Annotated in this window: 21 protein-coding genes; 11 read left to right on the forward strand and 10 right to left on the reverse strand. The window is 74.2% G+C overall.

Annotation, left to right across the window (positions count from 1 at the left end; translation table 11 throughout):
- On the reverse strand, positions 1 to 568 hold a 568-nt coding region (locus tag ABZ914_RS22635), incomplete at its 3' end, for an alcohol dehydrogenase catalytic domain-containing protein (protein ID WP_500195418.1).
- Positions 569 to 702: 134 nt separating this feature from the next.
- On the opposite strand from ABZ914_RS22635, the gene ABZ914_RS22640 reads away from it, so the two are divergent.
- From ABZ914_RS22640 to ABZ914_RS22665, 6 genes are all read left to right on the forward strand, one after another.
- Positions 703 to 1,107: a winged helix-turn-helix transcriptional regulator gene (locus ABZ914_RS22640; RefSeq protein ID WP_190856042.1), complete on the forward strand. Its 405-nt coding sequence runs from the start codon at positions 703 to 705 to the stop codon at positions 1,105 to 1,107.
- Positions 1,108 to 1,263: 156 nt separating this feature from the next.
- Positions 1,264 to 1,629, forward strand: coding sequence for a DUF4345 family protein (locus tag ABZ914_RS22645; protein WP_500195420.1), 366 nt, complete (start codon positions 1,264 to 1,266; stop codon positions 1,627 to 1,629).
- Positions 1,630 to 1,678: 49 nt separating this feature from the next.
- Complete coding sequence (gene sp36 / locus ABZ914_RS22650; protein WP_151540233.1) at positions 1,679 to 1,837, forward strand: Sp36 family protein; 159 nt, start codon at positions 1,679 to 1,681, stop codon at positions 1,835 to 1,837.
- Between the two features lie 53 nt (positions 1,838 to 1,890).
- Complete coding sequence (locus ABZ914_RS22655) at positions 1,891 to 2,352, forward strand: RidA family protein (protein WP_500195422.1); 462 nt, start codon at positions 1,891 to 1,893, stop codon at positions 2,350 to 2,352.
- A gap of 131 nt (positions 2,353 to 2,483) precedes the next feature.
- Positions 2,484 to 3,302 (forward strand): NUDIX hydrolase, encoded by an 819-nt coding sequence (locus tag ABZ914_RS22660; protein ID WP_500195446.1) that lies wholly within the window; start codon positions 2,484 to 2,486, stop codon positions 3,300 to 3,302.
- Between the two features lie 151 nt (positions 3,303 to 3,453).
- Positions 3,454 to 4,251, forward strand: a complete 798-nt coding sequence (locus ABZ914_RS22665; protein ID WP_500195447.1) for an MBL fold metallo-hydrolase — start codon at positions 3,454 to 3,456, stop codon at positions 4,249 to 4,251.
- Between the two features lie 67 nt (positions 4,252 to 4,318).
- Here the strand turns inward: ABZ914_RS22665 and ABZ914_RS22670 are convergent, their stop codons facing one another.
- A complete protein-coding gene (locus ABZ914_RS22670; RefSeq protein WP_067483689.1) occupies positions 4,319 to 5,005 on the reverse strand; it encodes a Crp/Fnr family transcriptional regulator in 687 nt (228 codons plus the stop codon).
- Between the two features lie 208 nt (positions 5,006 to 5,213).
- On the opposite strand from ABZ914_RS22670, the gene ABZ914_RS22675 reads away from it, so the two are divergent.
- Entirely contained in the window at positions 5,214 to 5,840 is a 627-nt protein-coding gene (locus ABZ914_RS22675; protein WP_190856046.1) for a TetR family transcriptional regulator, read from the forward strand.
- Position 5,841: 1 nt separating this feature from the next.
- Here the strand turns inward: ABZ914_RS22675 and ABZ914_RS22680 are convergent, their stop codons facing one another.
- The 3 genes from ABZ914_RS22680 to ABZ914_RS22690 are packed head-to-tail and all read right to left on the reverse strand — an operon-like array spanning position 5,842 to position 8,698.
- Complete coding sequence (locus tag ABZ914_RS22680) at positions 5,842 to 7,203, reverse strand: alpha/beta hydrolase (protein ID WP_500195425.1); 1,362 nt, start codon at positions 7,201 to 7,203, stop codon at positions 5,842 to 5,844.
- A 59-nt stretch (positions 7,204 to 7,262) separates the two neighbouring features.
- Positions 7,263 to 7,823 (reverse strand): carboxymuconolactone decarboxylase family protein, encoded by a 561-nt coding sequence (locus tag ABZ914_RS22685; protein ID WP_500195427.1) that lies wholly within the window; start codon positions 7,821 to 7,823, stop codon positions 7,263 to 7,265.
- Positions 7,820 to 8,698 (reverse strand): SDR family NAD(P)-dependent oxidoreductase, encoded by an 879-nt coding sequence (locus ABZ914_RS22690; RefSeq protein WP_500195429.1) that lies wholly within the window; start codon positions 8,696 to 8,698, stop codon positions 7,820 to 7,822. Before ABZ914_RS22690 ends, ABZ914_RS22685 begins: the two co-directional genes overlap by 4 nt.
- Before the next feature lie 181 nt (positions 8,699 to 8,879).
- Here ABZ914_RS22690 and ABZ914_RS22695 point away from each other — a divergent pair, with 181 nt between their 5' ends.
- Positions 8,880 to 10,322, forward strand: a complete 1,443-nt coding sequence (locus ABZ914_RS22695) for a sigma-70 family RNA polymerase sigma factor (RefSeq protein WP_500195431.1) — start codon at positions 8,880 to 8,882, stop codon at positions 10,320 to 10,322.
- Positions 10,323 to 10,347: 25 nt separating this feature from the next.
- Here the strand turns inward: ABZ914_RS22695 and ABZ914_RS22700 are convergent, their stop codons facing one another.
- Complete coding sequence (locus ABZ914_RS22700) at positions 10,348 to 11,619, reverse strand: PucR family transcriptional regulator (RefSeq protein ID WP_500195433.1); 1,272 nt, start codon at positions 11,617 to 11,619, stop codon at positions 10,348 to 10,350.
- Positions 11,620 to 11,738: 119 nt separating this feature from the next.
- On the opposite strand from ABZ914_RS22700, the gene nth reads away from it, so the two are divergent.
- The 3 genes from nth to ABZ914_RS22715 all read left to right on the forward strand — a co-directional run bounded on the left by nth (position 11,739) and on the right by ABZ914_RS22715 (position 14,595).
- Positions 11,739 to 12,491, forward strand: a complete 753-nt coding sequence (nth, locus tag ABZ914_RS22705; RefSeq protein ID WP_190856051.1) for an endonuclease III — start codon at positions 11,739 to 11,741, stop codon at positions 12,489 to 12,491.
- Between the two features lie 62 nt (positions 12,492 to 12,553).
- A complete protein-coding gene (locus ABZ914_RS22710) occupies positions 12,554 to 13,213 on the forward strand; it encodes an NUDIX hydrolase (RefSeq protein ID WP_433143989.1) in 660 nt (219 codons plus the stop codon).
- Between the two features lie 185 nt (positions 13,214 to 13,398).
- Positions 13,399 to 14,595 (forward strand): MarP family serine protease, encoded by a 1,197-nt coding sequence (locus ABZ914_RS22715; protein WP_190856052.1) that lies wholly within the window; start codon positions 13,399 to 13,401, stop codon positions 14,593 to 14,595.
- Positions 14,596 to 14,618: 23 nt separating this feature from the next.
- Here ABZ914_RS22715 and ABZ914_RS22720 read toward each other — a convergent pair whose 3' ends face one another.
- The 4 genes from ABZ914_RS22720 to nhaA all read right to left on the reverse strand — a co-directional run bounded on the left by ABZ914_RS22720 (position 14,619) and on the right by nhaA (position 17,836).
- Complete coding sequence (locus tag ABZ914_RS22720; protein WP_500195436.1) at positions 14,619 to 15,086, reverse strand: DUF309 domain-containing protein; 468 nt, start codon at positions 15,084 to 15,086, stop codon at positions 14,619 to 14,621.
- Between the two features lie 114 nt (positions 15,087 to 15,200).
- Entirely contained in the window at positions 15,201 to 16,124 is a 924-nt protein-coding gene (locus ABZ914_RS22725; RefSeq protein ID WP_500195438.1) for an alpha/beta fold hydrolase, read from the reverse strand.
- Between the two features lie 8 nt (positions 16,125 to 16,132).
- The gene (locus ABZ914_RS22730; RefSeq protein WP_190856055.1) at positions 16,133 to 16,564 is read right to left on the reverse strand and encodes a phage holin family protein; all 432 of its coding nucleotides are present in this window, start codon (positions 16,562 to 16,564) and stop codon (positions 16,133 to 16,135) included.
- Between the two features lie 27 nt (positions 16,565 to 16,591).
- Entirely contained in the window at positions 16,592 to 17,836 is a 1,245-nt protein-coding gene (gene nhaA, locus ABZ914_RS22735; RefSeq protein WP_500195440.1) for a Na+/H+ antiporter NhaA, read from the reverse strand.
- Between the last annotated feature and the right edge of the window lie 181 nt (positions 17,837 to 18,017).

Below are 18,017 nucleotides of genomic sequence, written 5' to 3' on the forward strand. Positions count from 1 at the left end.
CCAGCGCCTCGTCCGCCGCCGACGCCGCCGCGACGACCCGCAGCCCGCGCAGCACGGCGAGCTGGACGGCGAACCCGCCGAGCGCGCCCGCCGCGCCCGTGACCAGCAGCGTCCCGCCGGCCGGAAGGTCCAGCAGGTCGAGGGCCTGTGACGCGGTGAGCCCGTTCAGCGGGAGCGTCGCGGCCTCGGCGGGCGACGCGGAGCGCGGCGCGCGCGCGACGGCGGACGCGTCCAGGACGATCGCGTCCGCGTAGGCGCCGAGCGGGACGTCCAGCCGGTCCCGGAGCCCGACGACCGGGTCGCCGGGCGCGAACCGGGTGACGTCCGGACCGACCGCGTCGACGGTCCCGGCGACGTCCCAGCCGATGCCGATCGGGCCCCGCGAGCCGAACGGGGGCATCAGCCCCGCGTCGGCGAGCAGCCCGGCGCGGGTCGCCGCGTCCACCGGGTTCACGCCGGCCGCCGCCGTCCGGATCCGCACCTGGCCGGGTCCCGGGCTCGGCTCCCCGACCTCGGCGACCTCCAGCGCGGCCGGTCCGCCGGGCTTCTCCACGATGATCGCGCGCATGCCGAAACTCCGTTCCTGACGTGGGAGGAAGCGCGGGGAATGCCCCCGCGGTACGGCCACTGTCGCCCGGAACATCGCGGCGCCGGAAGAGGTTACTTCGGAGTGCGATCGGCACCCGGAGGTGAGTCCGCAGCATGACGACGATGACCGCGGCCGAACGGCGGCGCGAGGCGAAGGCCGCCTTCGACTCCTACATGGACGCCTGCCCCACCCATGACGTCCTGGCCGTCCTCGGCAACAAGTGGACCTCGGTGGTGGTGTTCCAACTGACGCAGGGGTCGCGCCGGTACGCCGACCTCGCGCGCGCCCTGCCGGGCGTCAGCGCCAAGATGCTCACGCAGACGCTCCGCTCCCTCGAACGGGACGGGTTCGTGGCGCGCAGCGTCACCCCGTCCGTGCCGGTCCAGGTCGAGTACACGCTGACGCTGCTGGGCGAGCGGCTCGTGCCGCTGCTGGCGTCCGTCCGGCACTTCGCCGAGCACAACATCGCCGAGATCCGCTCCGCCCGCGAACACTACGACGCGACCGCCACCGACTGACCCGGCACGGCCAAGTGCGCGGCCCAAGCCGGTGCGGCCCACGGTGCGGCACAAGCCGGTGCGGCGCGCGGGCGCAGCACGTTCTTGGAAGCGCCGGTCCGGCACGGCGCGCCATGCTCCCGGGTGAACGCATTCGGCGAACCCCGGAGGTCGAGCATGCCCACCGCCGTGATCGCGATCGTCGCGGTCTTCTTCCTCGGGATGGGGGTCTACGGCCTCGCCGCGCCGGCCGCGCTGATCAGGCCGTTCGGGGTGGTCCTGGGGTCGCCCGCCGCCCGGACGGAGGTCCGCGCCGTCTACGGGGGGTTCGGCGTCGCGATGGCGGGACTGCTCGCCGCGGCGGCGGCCGACGCGCACGGCGTGCGGCAGGGCGCCGTCCTCGCGGTGGCGTGCGCGCTCGGCGGGATGGCCGCCGGGCGCCTCGTCGGATGGGCCGCGGACCGGTCCGGCGGCTTCTACCCGACGTGGTTCTACTTCTGCGTGGAGGCCGCCGCCGCGGGCGCGCTGGTGGCGGTGCTCTGAAGGCGGGTTCCGGCGGGGGCGCGACCCGCTGATCGCTAGGCTGAAACCCATGAAGAAGTGGGAGTACGCGACCGTTCCGCTGCTGGTGCACGCGACCAAGCAGATCCTCGACAACTGGGGCCAGGACGGGTGGGAGCTCGTCACCGTCCTGCCGGGCCCGAACCCGGAGAACCTGGTGGCCTACTTCAAGCGCGAGATCCAGTCGTAGCCTGCCGAAGGTCACCGCAAGCACTTGAGAACGCCTCAACGAGGAGGAACGCCATGAGCACGCCCGAAGAGCGCATCGTCGAGCTGGGGCTGGAGCTGCCCGAGGTCGTCACGCCGCTGGCGTCGTACGTGCCGACCGCGCGGACGGGCTCGCTCGTCTACACCGCCGGGCAGGTCCCGCTGGTGAAGGGCGAGATCAAGGTGACCGGCAAGGTGGGCGCCGAGGTCTCCGCCGAGGTGGCCGCCGAGCAGGCCCGGATCTGCGCGCTGAACTGCGTCGCGGCGCTGAAGGCCGAGCTCGGCGAGCTGTCGCGGGTGGTGCGGATCGTCAAGGTCGTCGGGTTCGTCGCGTCCGCCCCGGACTTCTACGGCCAGCCGCAGGTGATCAACGGCGCCAGCGACCTGCTGGGCGAGGTGTTCGGGGACGCGGGCAAGCACGCCCGCAGCGCCGTGGGCGTCGCCGTGCTGCCGCGCAACGTGCCCGTCGAGGTCGAGCTGATCGCCGAGGTCTCCTGACCCGCGCCCGGACCGGCCGCCGGACCTGTCGCCGGGCTTGACGGAACGCCATTCGGTATGTCCGAATGAACCGCCATGAGTGCGACGAGTGGGGCGGGGCGATGGTGAACGGGCTGAAGCTGCCGGAGACGATGCGGGACCAGATCGACGACATCCTGTCCGGCAGGGCGCGGCCGGCCCCCGCCCGGCACGCCGCCACCGTCGTCGTCCTGCGCGACCACGACCGGCACGGGCTTCAGGCGTTCATGCTGCGCCGGGTGCGGTCCATGGCGTTCGCGCCCGGCGCCTACGTCTTCCCCGGCGGCTCGGTCGACCCGCGCGACGGCGAGGCCGATCTCGCCTGGTCCGGGCCGTCGCCCGCCGAGTGGGGCGCGGCGTTCAAGGCCGACGAGAAGACCGCCCGCGAGCTGGTGTGCGCGGCGGTCCGGGAGACGTTCGAGGAGACGCTGGTCCTGCTGGCCGGCCCGACCGGCGACTCCGTCGTGGACGACACCCGCGGCGACGACTGGGAGGCCGACCGGCAGGCGCTGCTGGACCGGTCCCAGTCGTTCGGCGGGTTCCTGCACCGGCGCGGCCTCGTGCTGCGCTCGGACCTGCTGCGCCCGTGGGCGCACTGGATCACCCCGAAGATCGAGCCGAAGCGCTACGACACCCGGTTCTTCGTCGCCGCGATGCCCGAGGGTCAGCGCGCGCGCGACGTCAGCACCGAGGCCGACCAGGTCGCGTGGGTGCGTCCGGCGGAGGCCGTGGAGCGGGCGCAGGCCGGCGAGTGGTTCATGCTGCCGCCGACGCTGGCGACCCTGAGCGAGCTGGCGGCGTTCGACACGGTCGCGGACGCGCTCGCCGCGCCCCGCGAGATCATCGTGCACGAGCCCACCGCCGAGATCATCGATGGCGAGGCGTGGCTGGTGCTGCCCGAGAAGGCCGCCGAGTACTACCCGAAGGGCTAGCCGGGACGTGACGCGCCGGGTGCCCGCTCGTGGAGGCTGGTCGCGGGCCGTCCTGTGGCGGCTGGCGGGCACGTCCGCGCTGCGGCGCCTGGAGGCGCTCGGCTGGAACCCGGTCCGCCACCCCGATCGAGCCTCGGGCAGGATGGGCGATATGAGCGAGATCGATGGGATGGGTACGGAACGGGCGACCTGCGTACTCGCGCCGAACCCGTCCGCGATGACCCTGGACGGCACCAACACCTGGATCATCGGCGAGCCCGGCGCCGAGGAGGTCGTCGTCGTCGACCCCGGCCCCAAGGACGGCAAGCACCTGCGCCGCGTCGCCGACCTGATCGCCGGGCAGGGGCGGCGGGTCGGGCTCGTCCTGCTCACCCACGGCCACCCCGACCATTCGGCGGGCGCCGTGAAGTTCGCCGAGCTCGCAGGGGGCGGCAAGGGGACGGGCGTCAAGGTGCGGGCCCTCGACCCGCGGCACCGGCTCGGCGACGAGGGGCTCGCCGAGGGCGACGTCGTCACCACCGGCGGCCTCGAACTGCGGATCATGGAGACCCCGGGCCACAGCGACGACTCGCTCACGTTCTGGCTGCCGGCGGACCGCGCCGTCCTCACCGGGGACACCGTCCTCGGCTACGGGACCACCGTGCTGGAGGGGCGGCTCGGCGACTACCTGAGCTCGCTGGACCGGCTGCGGGCGTTCTCCGCCGAGCGGGACGCGGCCGTGATCCTCCCCGGACACGGCCCGAAACTGGACGACCCGCTGGCCGCCCTCGACCACTACATCGACCACCGCCGCGAGCGCCTCGCGCAGGTCGAGGCCGCCGTCGCGGCCGGCGCCGGCACCGCCCGCGAGGTCGTCGAGATCGTCTACGCGGACGTCGACAGGTCGCTGTGGCCGGCGGCCGAGTGGTCCGTCCAGTCGCAGCTGGACTACCTGAACGAACGCCGCTGACGCTCCGGCCTGACCCTCCGCGCGCCGCTGAGCGGGGGCCGGGACGGCCGGGCGGCCGGCGGCGCCCCTACTTGGAGCGCTTGCGCAGCCGCTCGATGTCCAGGATCACCACGGCGCGCGCCTCGATCCGCAGCCAGTTGCGCTGCGCGAAGTCGGCGAGGGCCTTGTTGACCGTCTCCCGGGACGCGCCGACGAGCTGCGCCAGCTCCTCCTGGGTGAGGTCGTGGTGCACGTGCAGGCCCGCCTCGGACGGCTGCCCGAACCGCTCGGCGAGGTCCAGCAGCGCCTTCGCGACCCGGCCCGGCACGTCGGTGAAGACCAGGTCGGCCATCACGTCGTTGGTCTTGCGGAGCCGCTGGGCGAGCGCGCGCAGCAACTGCACGGCGACCTCGGGGTGCCCGGTCAGCCACGGCCGCAGGTCGTCGTGCCCGAGCCCGGCCAGCCGGCACTCGGTCACCGCGATCGCGCTCGCGGTGCGGGGCCGCGGGTCGAACAGCGACAGCTCGCCGAACATCTCGCTCGGGCCGAGCACGCTCAGCAGGTTCTCGCGGCCGTCCGGCGCCGTCCGGGTCAGCTTGATCTTGCCTTCCAGGACGACGTACAGCCGGTCGCCCGTCTCCCCCTCGTTGAAGAGCGTCTGACCGCGTGCCAGACGCACCTCCGTCACGTTGGCGCGCAGCGCCTTGGCACCCTGCTCGTCGAGGGCCTCGAAGAGCGGGGCTCTGCTCAGAACGTCCACGTCGCGGTCGGTCACGCTTCTCCTCCTCGAACACCTACATGCATAGTGTGACGTACGTCCCACCGCGTACGTGAAGGTAGGGTCACGGCGCGCCGAAACGCAGGACCGCCTCCACGATCCCGTTCGCCCAGTGTACGGACCATCCGGTGAATGCCATCACACCGGTCTCTTCCCCGTTTTCCGGACGGCCAGCGCCGCGGGCGGGTGCTCTATCGTGATCACCGTGCCGCAGTCCTCGCCCGCCCGGCTCCCGCGGGGCCGCCACGCGCTGTCCCGTGCGGAGGTCGACCGCGTCCACCGGGGGCGCCTGCTGGCGGCGATGGCCGAGGCGATGACCGAGAAGGGGTACGCCGGCACCTCCGTGGAGGACGTGCTGAAGCGGGCCCGGGTGTCCCGGCAGAGCTTCTACCGGCTGTTCTCCTCCAAGCTCGACTGCTTCATGGCGGCGTTCGACCAGGCCGGCGAGCTGGTCCGGGACCGGCTCGCGGAGGCGGCGCAGGGCGGCGCCGACCCCGCCGACCGGTTCGAGCGGGCGATCACCGTCTATCTGGACGTCCTCGCGTCCGAGCCCGGCTACGCGCGGGTGTTCCTGGTGGAGGTGTTCGCCGCCGGCCCGGAGGCCGTGGCGCGCCGGTCGGCCGTCCAGCGCGACCTGGCGGCGGCGCTCGCCGACCTGATGGGCGCGTCCGGGGAGCGGGCGCGGTTCGCCTGCCAGGTCGTGGTCGCGGCGGTCGGGACGATGGTGACGCCCGCGGTCGCGTCCGGCGACGTGGCGGCCCTGCGCGCCGTCGGCCCCCCGATCGTCGAGCACGTGCGCGCCCTCGCCCGCTCCGGCGTCCTCGACGGCTGAGTCAGCGCCGGGTGATCTCGGCGCGGACCGTGGTGACCCGGGGGTTCGGCGGGAGGGTGACGGTGAGGCGGCCGGAGGCGGCGGCCGTGGCCGTGACGCGGCGGCCTCCGACCGTGACGGTGTAGCGGGCGCCCGGACGGTAGGACGGCGGCGTCGTGACGGTCGCGGTGCCGCTCGACCTCAGGGTGAAGCCGGTGGGCGCGGCGGCGCTGAGCCGGCTGAACTCCCGGGGTGCGCGCCTGTCGAGGGAGATCGTCCAGCCCCACTGCGTCCAGGTCCGGTCGATCGACGTGTAGGAGACGCGCGCCGGCGGGCGGGACGGATGGGCGAACGCGCTCATCAGCGGGCCGATCTCCTCGCGCAGGTCCCGTGCCCAGTACGGGAACGTGTGGGTGCCGAAGGTGTAGTCGTCGAACCGGCTCGGGATGCCCAGCCGCCGGATCCGGCGGTGGAAGGTCAGGGTCGACTGGTGGGTGAGGGCCTCGATCCCCACCGCCGCCGGGTCGGGCACCCCTTGGTCGAGCGGGCCGGGGAGGCCGGTGGCGGTGTAGAGCGACAGCCGGGTCCCGCGCAGGTTGGCGGCGAGGGTGGCGGGGTCGTGGCCGCGCCAGTTGATCGCGTCGGCGACCCGCGAGCCGAAGACCGCGTCGGGCGGGACGCCGTCCTCCACGGCGGCGACGTAGGAGATCACGCCGTACGCTCCGGCGGCGGTGAGCGGGTCGTGGGCGATGTCGGGGGCGCCGGAGAACGAGGTCGCGGAGCCGAACATGTCGGGATGCCGGGCGGCATAGCTCATCGCGCCGAACCCGCCCTGCGACAGGCCCGCGACGGCCCTGCCCCGCCGGGCCGCCACGGTCCGCAGGTTGCGGTCGATCCAGGGGACGAGCTGCCCGACGTGGAACGTCTCCCACCGGGACGGGCCGAGCTTCGTGCCCGGGTCCGCCCAGTCGGTGAACCAGCCGCCGCCGTCCCCGTCGAATCCGGCGTCCGGCATGACGGTGATCAGCGGTCTCCCGGCGGTGGTGGCCTCGGCGCCGCCCTTCCGGACCCAGTCGGACGCGCGCCCGCCCGTCCCGTGGAACAGGTACAGGACGGGATACCGCGCGGTCTTCGACGGGTCGTAGCCCGCCGGGAGCAGGACGCGGACGTCCACGGCCCGTCCCAGGGCGGCGGTGCCGACCCGGATCGCGTACTGCCGGTCGTCGATCCGCTGGACCCGCTCCACGTGGATGCCCGCCGCGTCGGTGAACCGCACGGACGCCGTGGTCGGCGCGGCGGCGGCGGGCCGCCCTGCTCCGGCGAGGACCAGGCCGGGGGTTCCCGTGAGCAGCAGCGTCGTGGTGATGAGCCGTCGGGTGCGCATTCGGGACCTCCTGGGGCTGAGGGCCGGGCTGGGGGCGGGGGCCGGGGGCGGGGACGGGGTCAGCGTCGCGGGCGCGGGTGATCGGGACGCACGCGCAGCGCGGTGATCACCGTCGCGAGCATCTCGTAGTGGCCGGCGAGCATGCACAGCTCGACGCACTCCGCCTCCGTGAGCCGGGCGCGGAGGCGCGCCCAGGTCTCGTCGGAGAGGTCCCGGCGGTGGTGCAGTTCGTCGGCGGCGGTGAGGATGGCCTGCTCGCGCGGGGTCCAGCCGTCGGCGTCCGGGCCCGCCTTGAGGCGTTCGACGTCCGCGGAGCGGACCCCGGCGCGGCGGGCGAGCCGCACGTGGTGGTCGAACTCGTAGCGGCAGTCGCGCAGGTGGGCGACGCGCAGGATCACCAGTTCGGTCTCGCGGCGCTTGAGCCTGCCGCCGGGCATGAGCCGCCCGCCGAACCAGAGCCAGCCGCGGAACAGGCCGCGCTGCCGCGCCAGGGTCAGGAACAGGTTGGGCGGCCCGGTCCCGGCGACCCGGCCGGACAGCGCGCAGATCAGCCAGTTGAGCGGCCCGACGTCGCGGACGCCGCCCGGCGCCACCCGCGGCGCGTCCGGTGCGGCGGTCACAGCGCGCGGTCCGCTTGCGGGGTGGTCAGGGCGGCGTGCTCGTCGCGCGCGATCTCCAGCGCGCGGCGCAGGCCCGGCTGGACGAGCCGGTCCAGCAGGGGCTGGAGCGCCGCGTGCGCGGGCAGCGCCCCCGCCACCCACCAGGGCGCGACGATCCGGCGGGACCGGCGGGCGATCCCGCGTTCCAGCGCGTCGATCCCGGCCTTGAGGGGCGCGACCCGCGACACCATCGCCCCGCGCGCGCCCTGGGCGAGCGCCGCGGCGGCCTCGGTGCCGAAACCGCGGCTGGTCATGTCGGTGTCGAGCTCGGCGAAGTAGGCGACGCCTGCCTTCGCGGCCCAAGGCCGCAGTTCGATGCGCAGCGTGTCGCCGAGCGCCTCGGCCGCCGCCTTGGACGCGCTGTAGGCGCCGAGCAGCGGGAGGTGGACGGCGGCGGCGAGCGACGCGATGGTCAGGGCGTAGCCGCGCCGGTGGCTGATGTAGGGGCCGGCGGCCGACAGCGTGTTGTGGGCGCCGAGCACGTTGACCCGCAGGCTCTGCTCCAGCACGGCCGGATCGCCGCCTACCACCGGCATCTGCGCGGCGACACCGGCGTTGGCGACGACGACGTCCAAGCCGCCGAGCGCGCGCGCCGCCTCGTCCACGACGGTGTGGACCCTGGCGCGGTCGGTCACGTCGCAGGTCCACCACGGGGCGTCCCCGCAGCCGGCGGCGACGGGGGCGAGCAGGTCCGGTTCGAGGCCGGCCAGGGCGACTCGCGCGCCGCGCTCGTGCAGCCGGGCGGCGAGCGCCGCGCCGATGCCGCGCGCCGCGCCGGTGATCAGCACGCGCCGGCCCGCCAGGGTGGCCGTCCAGCGTGCGGAGTCGTAGATCATGCCGGGACCGTAGCATAAAAAAACACACCCGTCTTTTTAACGTGGGCCGGGGTACGGGTCCTGATGCTCAGGAAACTTCCGAAAACCTCGTAATTAAGTGAGTAATCGGGCGTCTTATGGTGCGGCGGATGGCGACCTACGAGGGTTGTGATCAGATGTGTGCTCTGGGTTGGATGTCGTCGTGGTGACAGGCGCGGGGACCGAGCCGGACGCCGATCTCGCGGCCGCCGCCGGCGCGGGCGACGAACGGGCGTCGGACGAGCTGTACCGGCGGCATCACGCGGCGGTCCTCGGCTACGCCCGCGGGCTCGTCCGCGACCAGTACCTCGCCGAGGACCTCGCCAGCGAGGCGTTCGCCCGGACGCTGGCGGCGCTGCGGCAGGGCCGCGGCCCGCGCGAGGCGTGCCGGCCGTACCTCTACACGGTCGTGCGGAACGCCGCCGTGGACTGGGCGCGCTCCGACCGCCGCACCGTCGTCACCGACCAGGTCGCCGAGTGGGCCGACGGCCCGCCCGAGGAGCTGCCCGACGTCGACGAGCTGGACGCCCTCGTCCGCGCGTTCCGGTCGCTGCCCGAGCGGTGGCAGACCGTCCTGTGGCACACCGTCATCGAGGACGAGCCCGTCCAGCGCGTCGCGGAAATCCTCGGGATGGAGGCGGGCGCGGTCGCCCAGCTGTCCTTCCGGGCCCGCGAGGGGCTCCGGCAGGCGTACCTCGCCGCGAGCTGCGAGGGGCATCCGGACTGCGCCGAGTACACCGCGCAGCTCGCCGCGTCCGTCCGCCGCCCAGGGCGCCGCCGCGGCCGCGCGCTCCGCCGTCACCTGGAGTCCTGCGAGCGGTGCCGCCGTACCGCGGAGGAGATGGCCGACCTGAACGGGCGGCTGCGGCGGGCGCTCCCGATCGGCGCCGTGCTGCTGGCCGCCCCGACCGCCCCGTTCGGGGGCCTCGCCCCCGCCGCGTCGTTCCCCGCCTGGGCCGTCCCGGCGGGGGTCGCGGCGGCCACGGCGGCGGGGGTCCTGGCCGTCCTGCTCGGCACGGGCGGCGGCGACAAGCCGCCGGGCACGACCCGCGCCGCGCCGCCGTCCACCACGTCGGCGTCCCCCGCGAGCACGGCCGCGCCCGACCGGGAGGCGGTGGCGCCCGACCACGCGTCCGGGAAGAAGCCCGCCGGACGCGGGCGGCCCGGCGGCCCGAACGGCGCGCCCGCCGCCGCGGATCCGGCGGGGACCGGCCCGTACCGCGTGCGCAACACGACCCTCCAGTCCTGCCTGGCCCCGAGCGGGACGAACGTCGTCCAGCGGGCGTGCAGCGGCACCGCGACGACGTGGCGCCGCAAGAACACCTCGGGCGGCTTCACCCTGACCAGCGTGTCCACGGGGAAGTGCATGGCGCGCGGGCAGCTCTCGGCGGGGCCCATGTGGGAGGGCGGCCAGCAGTACTCCGTGGTGATGGCCTCCTGCGGCGGCGCGAACCAGGTGTGGAAGCTGGTGCAGTTCGGCGGCGTGTACCGGCTCGCCAACGGCGACGGCTGGTTCCTCCAGGCGAGCTGGTCGGGCCTGCAGCCGGTCACGCTCAAGCCGTCCTCGTACGCGGGGATGGCCGCCCAGGGCTGGGCCGTGAGCTGACCGTCCCCGCGCACGCCGGAGGCGGTCAGCCGTAGCGGAGCTGCTCGCGCGCGGACGGCTCGGGATTGAGGGCGAGCCACGCCCGCAGCGCCATGTGCAGCTCCAGCCGGTCCGACGTCGCGTTGATGCTGTCGCCGAACAGGTCCTCCAGCTGCCGGAACCGGTACCGGACGGTCTGCGGGTGCACGTGCAGGTGGCCGGAGACCGCCGTCGCGTTGAACCCGCACTCCAGCGAGGCCAGCAGCGTCTCGGCGAGCCGGTGCCGCTGCGCCGGCCGCGCCGCCAGCAGCGGCGCGAGCCGGCGCTCGATCACCTTCTCGACCAGGTCCCGCTCCCGCATCATCACGATGATCGGCATGTGCAGCTCGGCGGCGATCGGGGTGTCCGGGGCGAGCGGGTCCCGGTCGATCAGGCCCTGGTCGGCCAGGTCCAGCGCGTCGCGCGCCCAGCGCAGCGACCGCGCCGCACCGGTCAGCTCCACGGCCGGGCCGATCGCGGCGCTCCAGCCGTCCAGCCGCCGCTCCAGCAGCCGGGAGCGGCCGGGGCCCTCCGGGTCCGGGACGATCAGGCAGGGCTCGGCGCGGTGCAGGCCGAGCAGCACGTCCGGCGGCAGCGACGGCCGCCGGGTCTCGGGACCGCACTCGCGCAGCGCCACGGCCGCGACCGTCCGGGGCAGCGGCCAGGACGCCTCGCCGGCCATCTCCCGCAGGTCCCGGGCGGCGGGGGCGGGGTCGTCCAGCAGCAGGTCCAGCAGCCGCCGCCGGTGGTCCTGCTGCGACCCGGCGGCCCGCGCGGCGGCGTCGGCGTGGCCCTCGGAGACGGCCGCCGCGAGCTGGTTCATGTAGTCGAACATCGCGTGCGTGATGCCCGCCATGGTGGACGCGTCGGCCCGGTAGCCGAGCCGCCCGGCGCGCTCGGTGAGCTCCTCGACCGCGACCCCGGCGCCGATCCGGACCGCCGTCTGCCAGGCGTCGAGCGTGCGCCCCTCGCCCGCCTCGCCGGCGCCGACCCGCCGCCAGAAGTCCAGCACGTCGGCCGACGAGACGCCGGGGTCGGCCAGCAGGTCCAGGAAGTGGCCGATCGCGCACTCCACCGCCGCCTCCATGACCCGGCCGTAGCGGGGGTCGTGCGGCCGGACGAACTCGGGGAGCCGCTTCTCGATCCGGCGCGCCGCCTCCTCGGCGACGGCGGGCACCTGGGGGCGCAGCCGACCGGCCAGCCGGGCGGAGCCGTCGAACGACAGCCCGAGCTCGATGCGGCGCGCGGGAAGGGAAACCACCTGGCTGGACTCAGACAATGAGATCTCCTTCGCGGGGTACTACGTGCTGAAGAGACGGCGGGAACCCGCCGCGATTACGCGCTTGGCCCGAAATTTCTTCGCCGCCGCCGGTACCGGTGAGGTCCTAGGCTTGCCGTATGACGACGGAGCGGTCGCAGGTGCAGGGCGGGGCGGCGCGGGCGCGCAGGTTCCGGAACGAGACCAGGATCGGGCTGGTGCGGCGCGCCCGCCGGATGAACCGGGTGCTCGCCGAGACCTACCCCGACGCGCACTGCGAGCTGGACTTCGGCACCCCGTTCCAGCTGCTCGTCGCGACCGTGCTGTCGGCGCAGACCACCGACAAGCGGGTGAACCTGACGACCCCGGCGCTGTTCGCGAAGTACCCGACGCCGGAGGACCTGGCCGCCGCCGACCCCGAGGACGTCGAGGCGCTGCTGAAGCCGACCGGGTTCTTCCGCGCCAAGACCAAGTCGGTGATGGGGCTGTCGGCCGCGCTCCGCGACCGGTTCGGCGGCGAGGTCCCGGGCCGGCTGGAGGACCTCGTCACCCTGCCGGGCGTCGGCCGCAAGACCGCGAACGTCGTGCTGGGCAACGCGTTCGACGTGCCCGGCATCACCGTCGACACCCACTTCGGGCGCCTGGTCGTCCGGTTCGGCTGGACCGCCGAGGACGACCCGGTCAAGGTCGAGAAGGAGATCGGGGAGATGTTCCCCCGCAAGGACTGGACGATGCTGTCGCACCGGCTGATCTGGCACGGCCGCCGGATCTGCCACGCGCGCCGTCCCGCCTGCGGGGCCTGCCCGCTCGCCAGGGACTGCCCGGCCTACGGGACGGGCCCGGTCGACGCCGAGACGGCCCGCAAGCTCGTCAAGCCGGGCCCGTTCTCGTGACGGGCGGGGATGGAACCGTTCCCGCCGGGAAGGAACGCGGGCGTTCCGGAGTTGGGAGTGGCGTGACCGAGATCGCATCCACCTGCCCGCCGTGGCTCGACCGGTTCCGCGCCGAGGCGCCGCGGCTGCCGGTCCCGCCGATGTTCGAACCGGCGCCCGGAGCCCGCGCCGCCGCCGTGCTGATCCTGTTCGGCGAGGGCCCGGACGGCCCGGACGTGCTGCTCACCGAGCGGGCCGCGACGCTGTCCAAGCACGCCGGGCAGCCCGCGTTCCCCGGCGGCCGGATCGACCCCGGCGACGACGGGCCGGTCGCGGCGGCGCTGCGGGAGGCGTGGGAGGAGGCCGGCGTCGAGCCGTCCGGCGTGGACGTGCTCTGCACGCTCCCCGAGCTGTACCTGTCGCACAGCCGGCACCGCGTCACGCCCGTCGCGGGCTGGTGGCGGGAGCCGTCGGAGGTCGCGCCCGGCCATCCGGGCGAGGTCGCGCTGGTCGCCCGGGTCCCGATCGCCGATCTGGCCGACCCGGCGAACCGGCTGACGGTCCGGCACCCGTCCGGGATCAAGATGGGCCCGGCGTTCCGCGCCGGCGGCATGCTGGTGTGGGGGTTCACGGCGGCGGTGCTGACGCAGGTGCTGGTCGCGGGCGGCTGGGACCGCCCCTGGGACGCGAGTCGCGTCGAGGACCTGCCGCCCGACGTGCTGTCCCTCGCGTCCCGCGGCTGACCCCGGGCGCGGCCCGGCCCTGGACCGTTCCCGACCCGCCCGGAGTCCGCGCAGGTCAGGGAGCCGGCGTCATCCCGGGTACGGACGGGGCCCGCGCCGCGTCGCACTGCACGGTCATCCGCCGCACTCCAAACTGGTCCGTTGAGGGGACGTGAAGCAGGCCCGGCGCCCTATACGGTGAAGCGGTGCTGCACGACCACGTTCTCGATCTCATCCTGCTCGTGCTCGTCGTGCTGTTCGGAGTCTCGGGGTACCGGCAGGGCTTCATCGTCAGCCTGCTGAGCTTCGTCGGCTTCGTCGGCGGCGGCGTGATCGGGGTGCTGATCGCACCGCCGATCGCCGAGGCCACGGTGAACGGGGCTGCGCAGCAGGCGCTGCTGGCCATCGTGGTCGCCTTCCTGGCCGCCACGCTCGGGCAGCTGATCGCCTCCTCCGTCGGCGCGGTGCTGCGCAACCGGGTGACCGGGCTGAACGCGCGCACCGCCGACGCGGTCGGCGGCACCTTCGTCAGCGCGCTGTCGCTGCTGGTCGTCGCCTGGTTCTTCGGCAACCTGGTGGCGAACTCGGAGTTCAAGCCGGTGCGCACGCAGGTCAAGGGCTCGACGATCATAAAGGGCATCAACGGGGTGATGCCCGCGCAGGCGCAGACCTGGTTCACCTCGTTCCAGGGGTTCGTGAAGAGCAGCGAGTTCCCGCAGGTGTTCAACGGGCTCGGCGGCGAGTCGGTGGTGCAGGTGCCGCCGCCGGACGAGTCGGTGCTCAACACCGCGGGCCTCCGCGAGGCCAAGAACAGCATCGTCAAGGTCGTCAGCACCGCGCCGCAGTGCCAGCGCCGCATCGAGGGCACCGGGTTCGTGTTCGCGCCGCAGCACATCATGACGAACGCGCACGTCGTCGCGGGCGCCCAGGGGCCGTCGATCGTGGAGTCCCGCACCGGGAACCGGACCCGCGGCCGCGTCGTGCTGTACGACCCGAAGCGCGACATCGCGGTGCTGTACGTGCCGGAGCTGGACGCGCAGCCGCTGAAGTTCGCCGGGGAGGCGCGGGTCCGCGACAGCGCGATCATCGCGGGGTTCCCGAAGAACCAGCCGTTCACGCCGGGCGCCGCCCGGATCCGCGCCCGGCAGACCGCGCGCGGCCCGGACATCTACCACGCCGGGCAGGTCAGCCGCGAGATCTACGCGATCCGCGGGAAGGTCGAGCCGGGCAACTCCGGCGGGCCGCTGCTGTCCACCGAGGGCCGCGTCTACGGCGTGATCTTCGCGGCGGCGCTGGACACGCCGTCGACCGGGTACGCACTGACGGCCGAGGAGGTCGCGCCGGACGCCAGGGACGGCGCGTCCCTCACCAAGCCCGTCGGCACGCAGAGCTGCTCGGACTGACACACGGTCCGACCGGCCCGCGGCTAGGGCGCTGTCAGGCGGAGCTTCACGGGGGTGTCCTCGGGGTGGTCCGCCAGCGCGCGCGCCCGCCGGACGATGCCCACCACGTCGATGCCGTGCGGAGGGGCCTCACCATACGACTCGGTGCTGTACGGCTCGATGCGGTCGGCGGCGCGGCTCAGCAGCGCCTGCGCGCCCCGCAGGTTCCCGCGCCGCAGGTGGGTTATCCCCACGGCGACCTGGGCGAGCCCTCTCCACAGCTCCCGTTCCGGCTCCGGCGCGCCCTTCCAGACGGCTTCGAGGACCTCGTGCGCATGGAAGGGCCGGTCCTCGTCCAGGAGACGCTGCGCCTCCACGAGGGCCTCCTCGGGCGGCATGTCGAGGTCCTCCGGCATGGTCGGCACCCCGGAGGCCCCGTGCGGCAGCGGACGGCCATACGCGTCGCGCGGCCGTGCGTTGCGTGGGCGTCCGGACTCGTCACGATCCCGCATGCCTCAACCGTACGCGGCGCCTCGATCGCGGGAGCACCGCCGGAGAGCCGCGTCCCGCGCCGGCTTTCGGGCTCCGCGTCAGCTTTCAGGCTCTGGGTCAGCTTTCGGGCTGCGTCAGCTTTCGGGCTCAGGGTCGGAGAGCCACCCGAGGAGCTGCGCGTCGAACGCGCGCGGACGCTCCTGGTGGGGGAAGTGCCCCGCCCCTTCGATGAGCTTCCACCGGTACGGCGCCGCCACGTACCGTCCCGACCCCTGGGCGCTGGACGGGAGCGTGCACGTGTCGAGGGCGCCGTGCAACTGGAGGGTGGGCGCGTTGATGGGGGCCCGCATACGGTGCGCGTAGCGGATGCCGTCCGGACGGGCCTGCGACCTGATCAGCCAGCGGTGGTACTCCAGCGCGCAGTGCGCCGTCCCCGGGATCTGCACCGCCTTCCGCACGAAACGCTCCGTCCGCTCGTCCGGCCATCCCGGCGCGGACCAGTCGCGCAGCAGCCGCCCCGCCAGCTCCCCGTCGTCGCGGACGAGCCGCCGCTCGGGCCACATCGGCAGCTGGAAGCCGAACGTGTGGCGCGTCGCCCAGCCCTGCCCGCGCGGGTCGCCCAGCACGGACTGCCGCAGCCGCAGCGGATGCGGCGCCCCCACCACGGCCAGCCGCTGGACGATCTTCGGGTGGTAGACGGCCGTCGTCCACGCCAGCAGCCCGCCCCAGTCGTGCCCGCACACGACCGCGTTCGCCTCGCCGAGCGCGCGCACGAGCCCCGCGGCGTCCCCCGCCAGGGTGATCAGGTCGTAGCCGCGCGGCGGCTTGTCGCTGCCGCCGTACCCGCGCAGGTCTACCGCGACCGCCCGGTATCCGGCGTTGGCCAGCGACACCAGCTGGTGGTGCCACGACCACCAGAACTGCGGGAAGCCGTGCAGCAGCAGGACCAGCGGCCCCTCGCCGGCCTCGGCGACGTGGAACCGCGTCCCGCCGGCGCTGACGGCGCGGTGCGTCCACGGCCCGTCGACCTCGACCAGGGACACCTCGTGCCCGGACATGGCAGGGGTCAGTCCGTCAGGGCGGGCGTGTCCGAGTCGCCGCGGTGCCGCAGCGCCGCGAAGTCGTCCTTGAGCGTCTTCCGCGTCCGCTTCGCCCCGTCGATCTTGCGGATGCGCAGGTAGCCGAAGCCGATCAGGCCGATCGCGAGCACCAGGTAGATGCCGGACACGACCAGGAACGCGGCCCAGTGGTAGAGCCCGGCCGCGACCAGCCCGTACGCCAGCGCGATCGACAGCAGGATGACGATCAGCCCGCCGATCAGCGCGGCGATGGTGAACATCACGCTGCCGTAGGCGGCCTTCTTGGCGTCCGCCTTCAGCTCCAGCTTGGCCAGGTCGATCTCCGCCCTGACCAGCGCGGAGACATTGGTGGACGCCAGCGCGACGAGCTCGCCGAGGGACTTGTCCTCAACGCTCTCGCCGGGCAGTGCCTCGGACATGGCGCTCCTCTCCTTCAAGGTCGGCCGTCACTCCGCCGGGCGCGGGCGCGCCCTCCTCCGGAAGACGACGGCGGCGGCCGCCGAGGCGATGATGCTCGCGATCAGGACCGCAGTCGTCACTCTCTCGAATCGGGACGGGTCGGTATAGGCCAAACCGCCGATCAGCAGGGAAACGGTGAATCCCACCCCGGCGAGCATCGCGACTCCCGCGATCTCCCGCCAGCGCAGGTCCGCCCCGAGCGTCGCCAGGCCGACCCGTACGGCCGTCCAGGCGCCGCCGAGGACCCCCACGAACTTACCGATCACCAGGCCGGAGATCACACCGAGGGCCACCCGATCGCCGAGAACGGCCCCGAGCGCGGACCCGCTGAGCGCCACGCCCGCCGACAAGAACGCGAACACCGGCACGCAGAAACCCGCCGACAGCGGCCGCAGGACGTGGTCGGCCCGCTCCGCGTTCGTGGGCCGGCCATCGGGCGTCTCCTTGACGCCGGTCAGCATCCCCAGGGCGACACCCGCGACGGTCGCGTGGATGCCGCTGCGCTGTACGCAGTACCAGGCGAGCACCGCGATCGGCAGGTACAGCCACGGCGACCTTATGTTCCTGCGCTGTAGGAGCCCATAGGCGGCTATGAGGACGACGCCCGCGCCGAGCCACGTCCAGTGCAGTGTCTCCGTGTAGAACAGCGCGATGATGGTGATGGCGATCAGGTCGTCCACCACGGCGAGCGTCAGCAGGAACGCGCGCAGCGGCGCCGGGCACGACGAGAACGTCACCGCGAGCACGGCCAGCGCGAACGCGATGTCGGTGGCCGTCGGGACCGCCCATCCGCGCAGCGCCCCGGGCTCCCCCGCGCTCACCGCGACGAAGATCAGCGCGGGCATCGCCACGCCGGCCGCCGCCGCGATCACCGGCAGCGCCGCGTCGCGCGGGTCGCGCAGCTCCCCGTGCGCCAGCTCCTCGCGCAGTTCGAGGCCCGCGACGAAGAAGAACACCGCGAGCAGCCCGCCGGACGCCCAGTGCTGCACGTCCATGTGCTCCAGCCCCAGCCAGTGCGGGCTCAGCTCGTGGCTCTGCAGGCTCTTGTAGGCATCGGCCCACGGGGTGTTCGCCCAGACCAGCGCGGCCACGGTGGCGAGCAGCATGACGATGCCGCCGACCGTCTCGGTGCGCAGCGCGGCGGCCACCTGCCCGCCGTACCGGACCGTCGGACGGAACGGCCACACATGGGCGATACGGCGCTTCTCGGGCGCGGTGGTCGGGCGCGGCATGGGATACCCCCGGGGACGGCGACGGTCCGGACGCGGAGCCCCGCCCGCACACCGACGCGAGAGGGGGCGTCCATCGCCGACCAGACTTCCCGGCACACCTGATCACAAGGCTACCCGTCTGACCGGCGCACCCGGCCCCGCGGAAGGGCGACGGCCCGTGGCGGAGCGCCGTTCCACGCTC

It is taken from the genome of Spirillospora sp. NPDC046719, from assembly GCF_040645715.1.
Taxonomy (GTDB): Bacteria; Actinomycetota; Actinomycetes; order Streptosporangiales; family Streptosporangiaceae; genus Spirillospora.

Excerpts from the sequence above, each read along its gene's own strand:
- ABZ914_RS22640 (WP_190856042.1), top strand. The coding sequence starts at position 703 with ATGACGACGATGACCGCGGCCGAACGGCGGCGCGAGGCGAAGGCCGCC.
- ABZ914_RS22645 (WP_500195420.1), top strand. The coding sequence starts at position 1,264 with ATGCCCACCGCCGTGATCGCGATCGTCGCGGTCTTCTTCCTCGGGATG.
- sp36 (WP_151540233.1), top strand. The coding sequence starts at position 1,679 with ATGAAGAAGTGGGAGTACGCGACCGTTCCGCTGCTGGTGCACGCGACC.
- ABZ914_RS22655 (WP_500195422.1), top strand. The coding sequence starts at position 1,891 with ATGAGCACGCCCGAAGAGCGCATCGTCGAGCTGGGGCTGGAGCTGCCC.
- ABZ914_RS22660 (WP_500195446.1), top strand. The coding sequence starts at position 2,484 with ATGCGGGACCAGATCGACGACATCCTGTCCGGCAGGGCGCGGCCGGCC.
- ABZ914_RS22665 (WP_500195447.1), top strand. The coding sequence starts at position 3,454 with ATGAGCGAGATCGATGGGATGGGTACGGAACGGGCGACCTGCGTACTC.
- ABZ914_RS22680 (WP_500195425.1), bottom strand. The coding sequence starts at position 7,203 with ATGCGCACCCGACGGCTCATCACCACGACGCTGCTGCTCACGGGAACC.
- ABZ914_RS22690 (WP_500195429.1), bottom strand. The coding sequence starts at position 8,698 with ATGATCTACGACTCCGCACGCTGGACGGCCACCCTGGCGGGCCGGCGC.
- nth (WP_190856051.1), top strand. The coding sequence starts at position 11,739 with ATGACGACGGAGCGGTCGCAGGTGCAGGGCGGGGCGGCGCGGGCGCGC.
- ABZ914_RS22720 (WP_500195436.1), bottom strand. The coding sequence starts at position 15,086 with ATGCGGGATCGTGACGAGTCCGGACGCCCACGCAACGCACGGCCGCGC.
- ABZ914_RS22725 (WP_500195438.1), bottom strand. The coding sequence starts at position 16,124 with ATGTCCGGGCACGAGGTGTCCCTGGTCGAGGTCGACGGGCCGTGGACG.
- ABZ914_RS22730 (WP_190856055.1), bottom strand. The coding sequence starts at position 16,564 with ATGTCCGAGGCACTGCCCGGCGAGAGCGTTGAGGACAAGTCCCTCGGC.
- nhaA (WP_500195440.1), bottom strand. The coding sequence starts at position 17,836 with ATGCCGCGCCCGACCACCGCGCCCGAGAAGCGCCGTATCGCCCATGTG.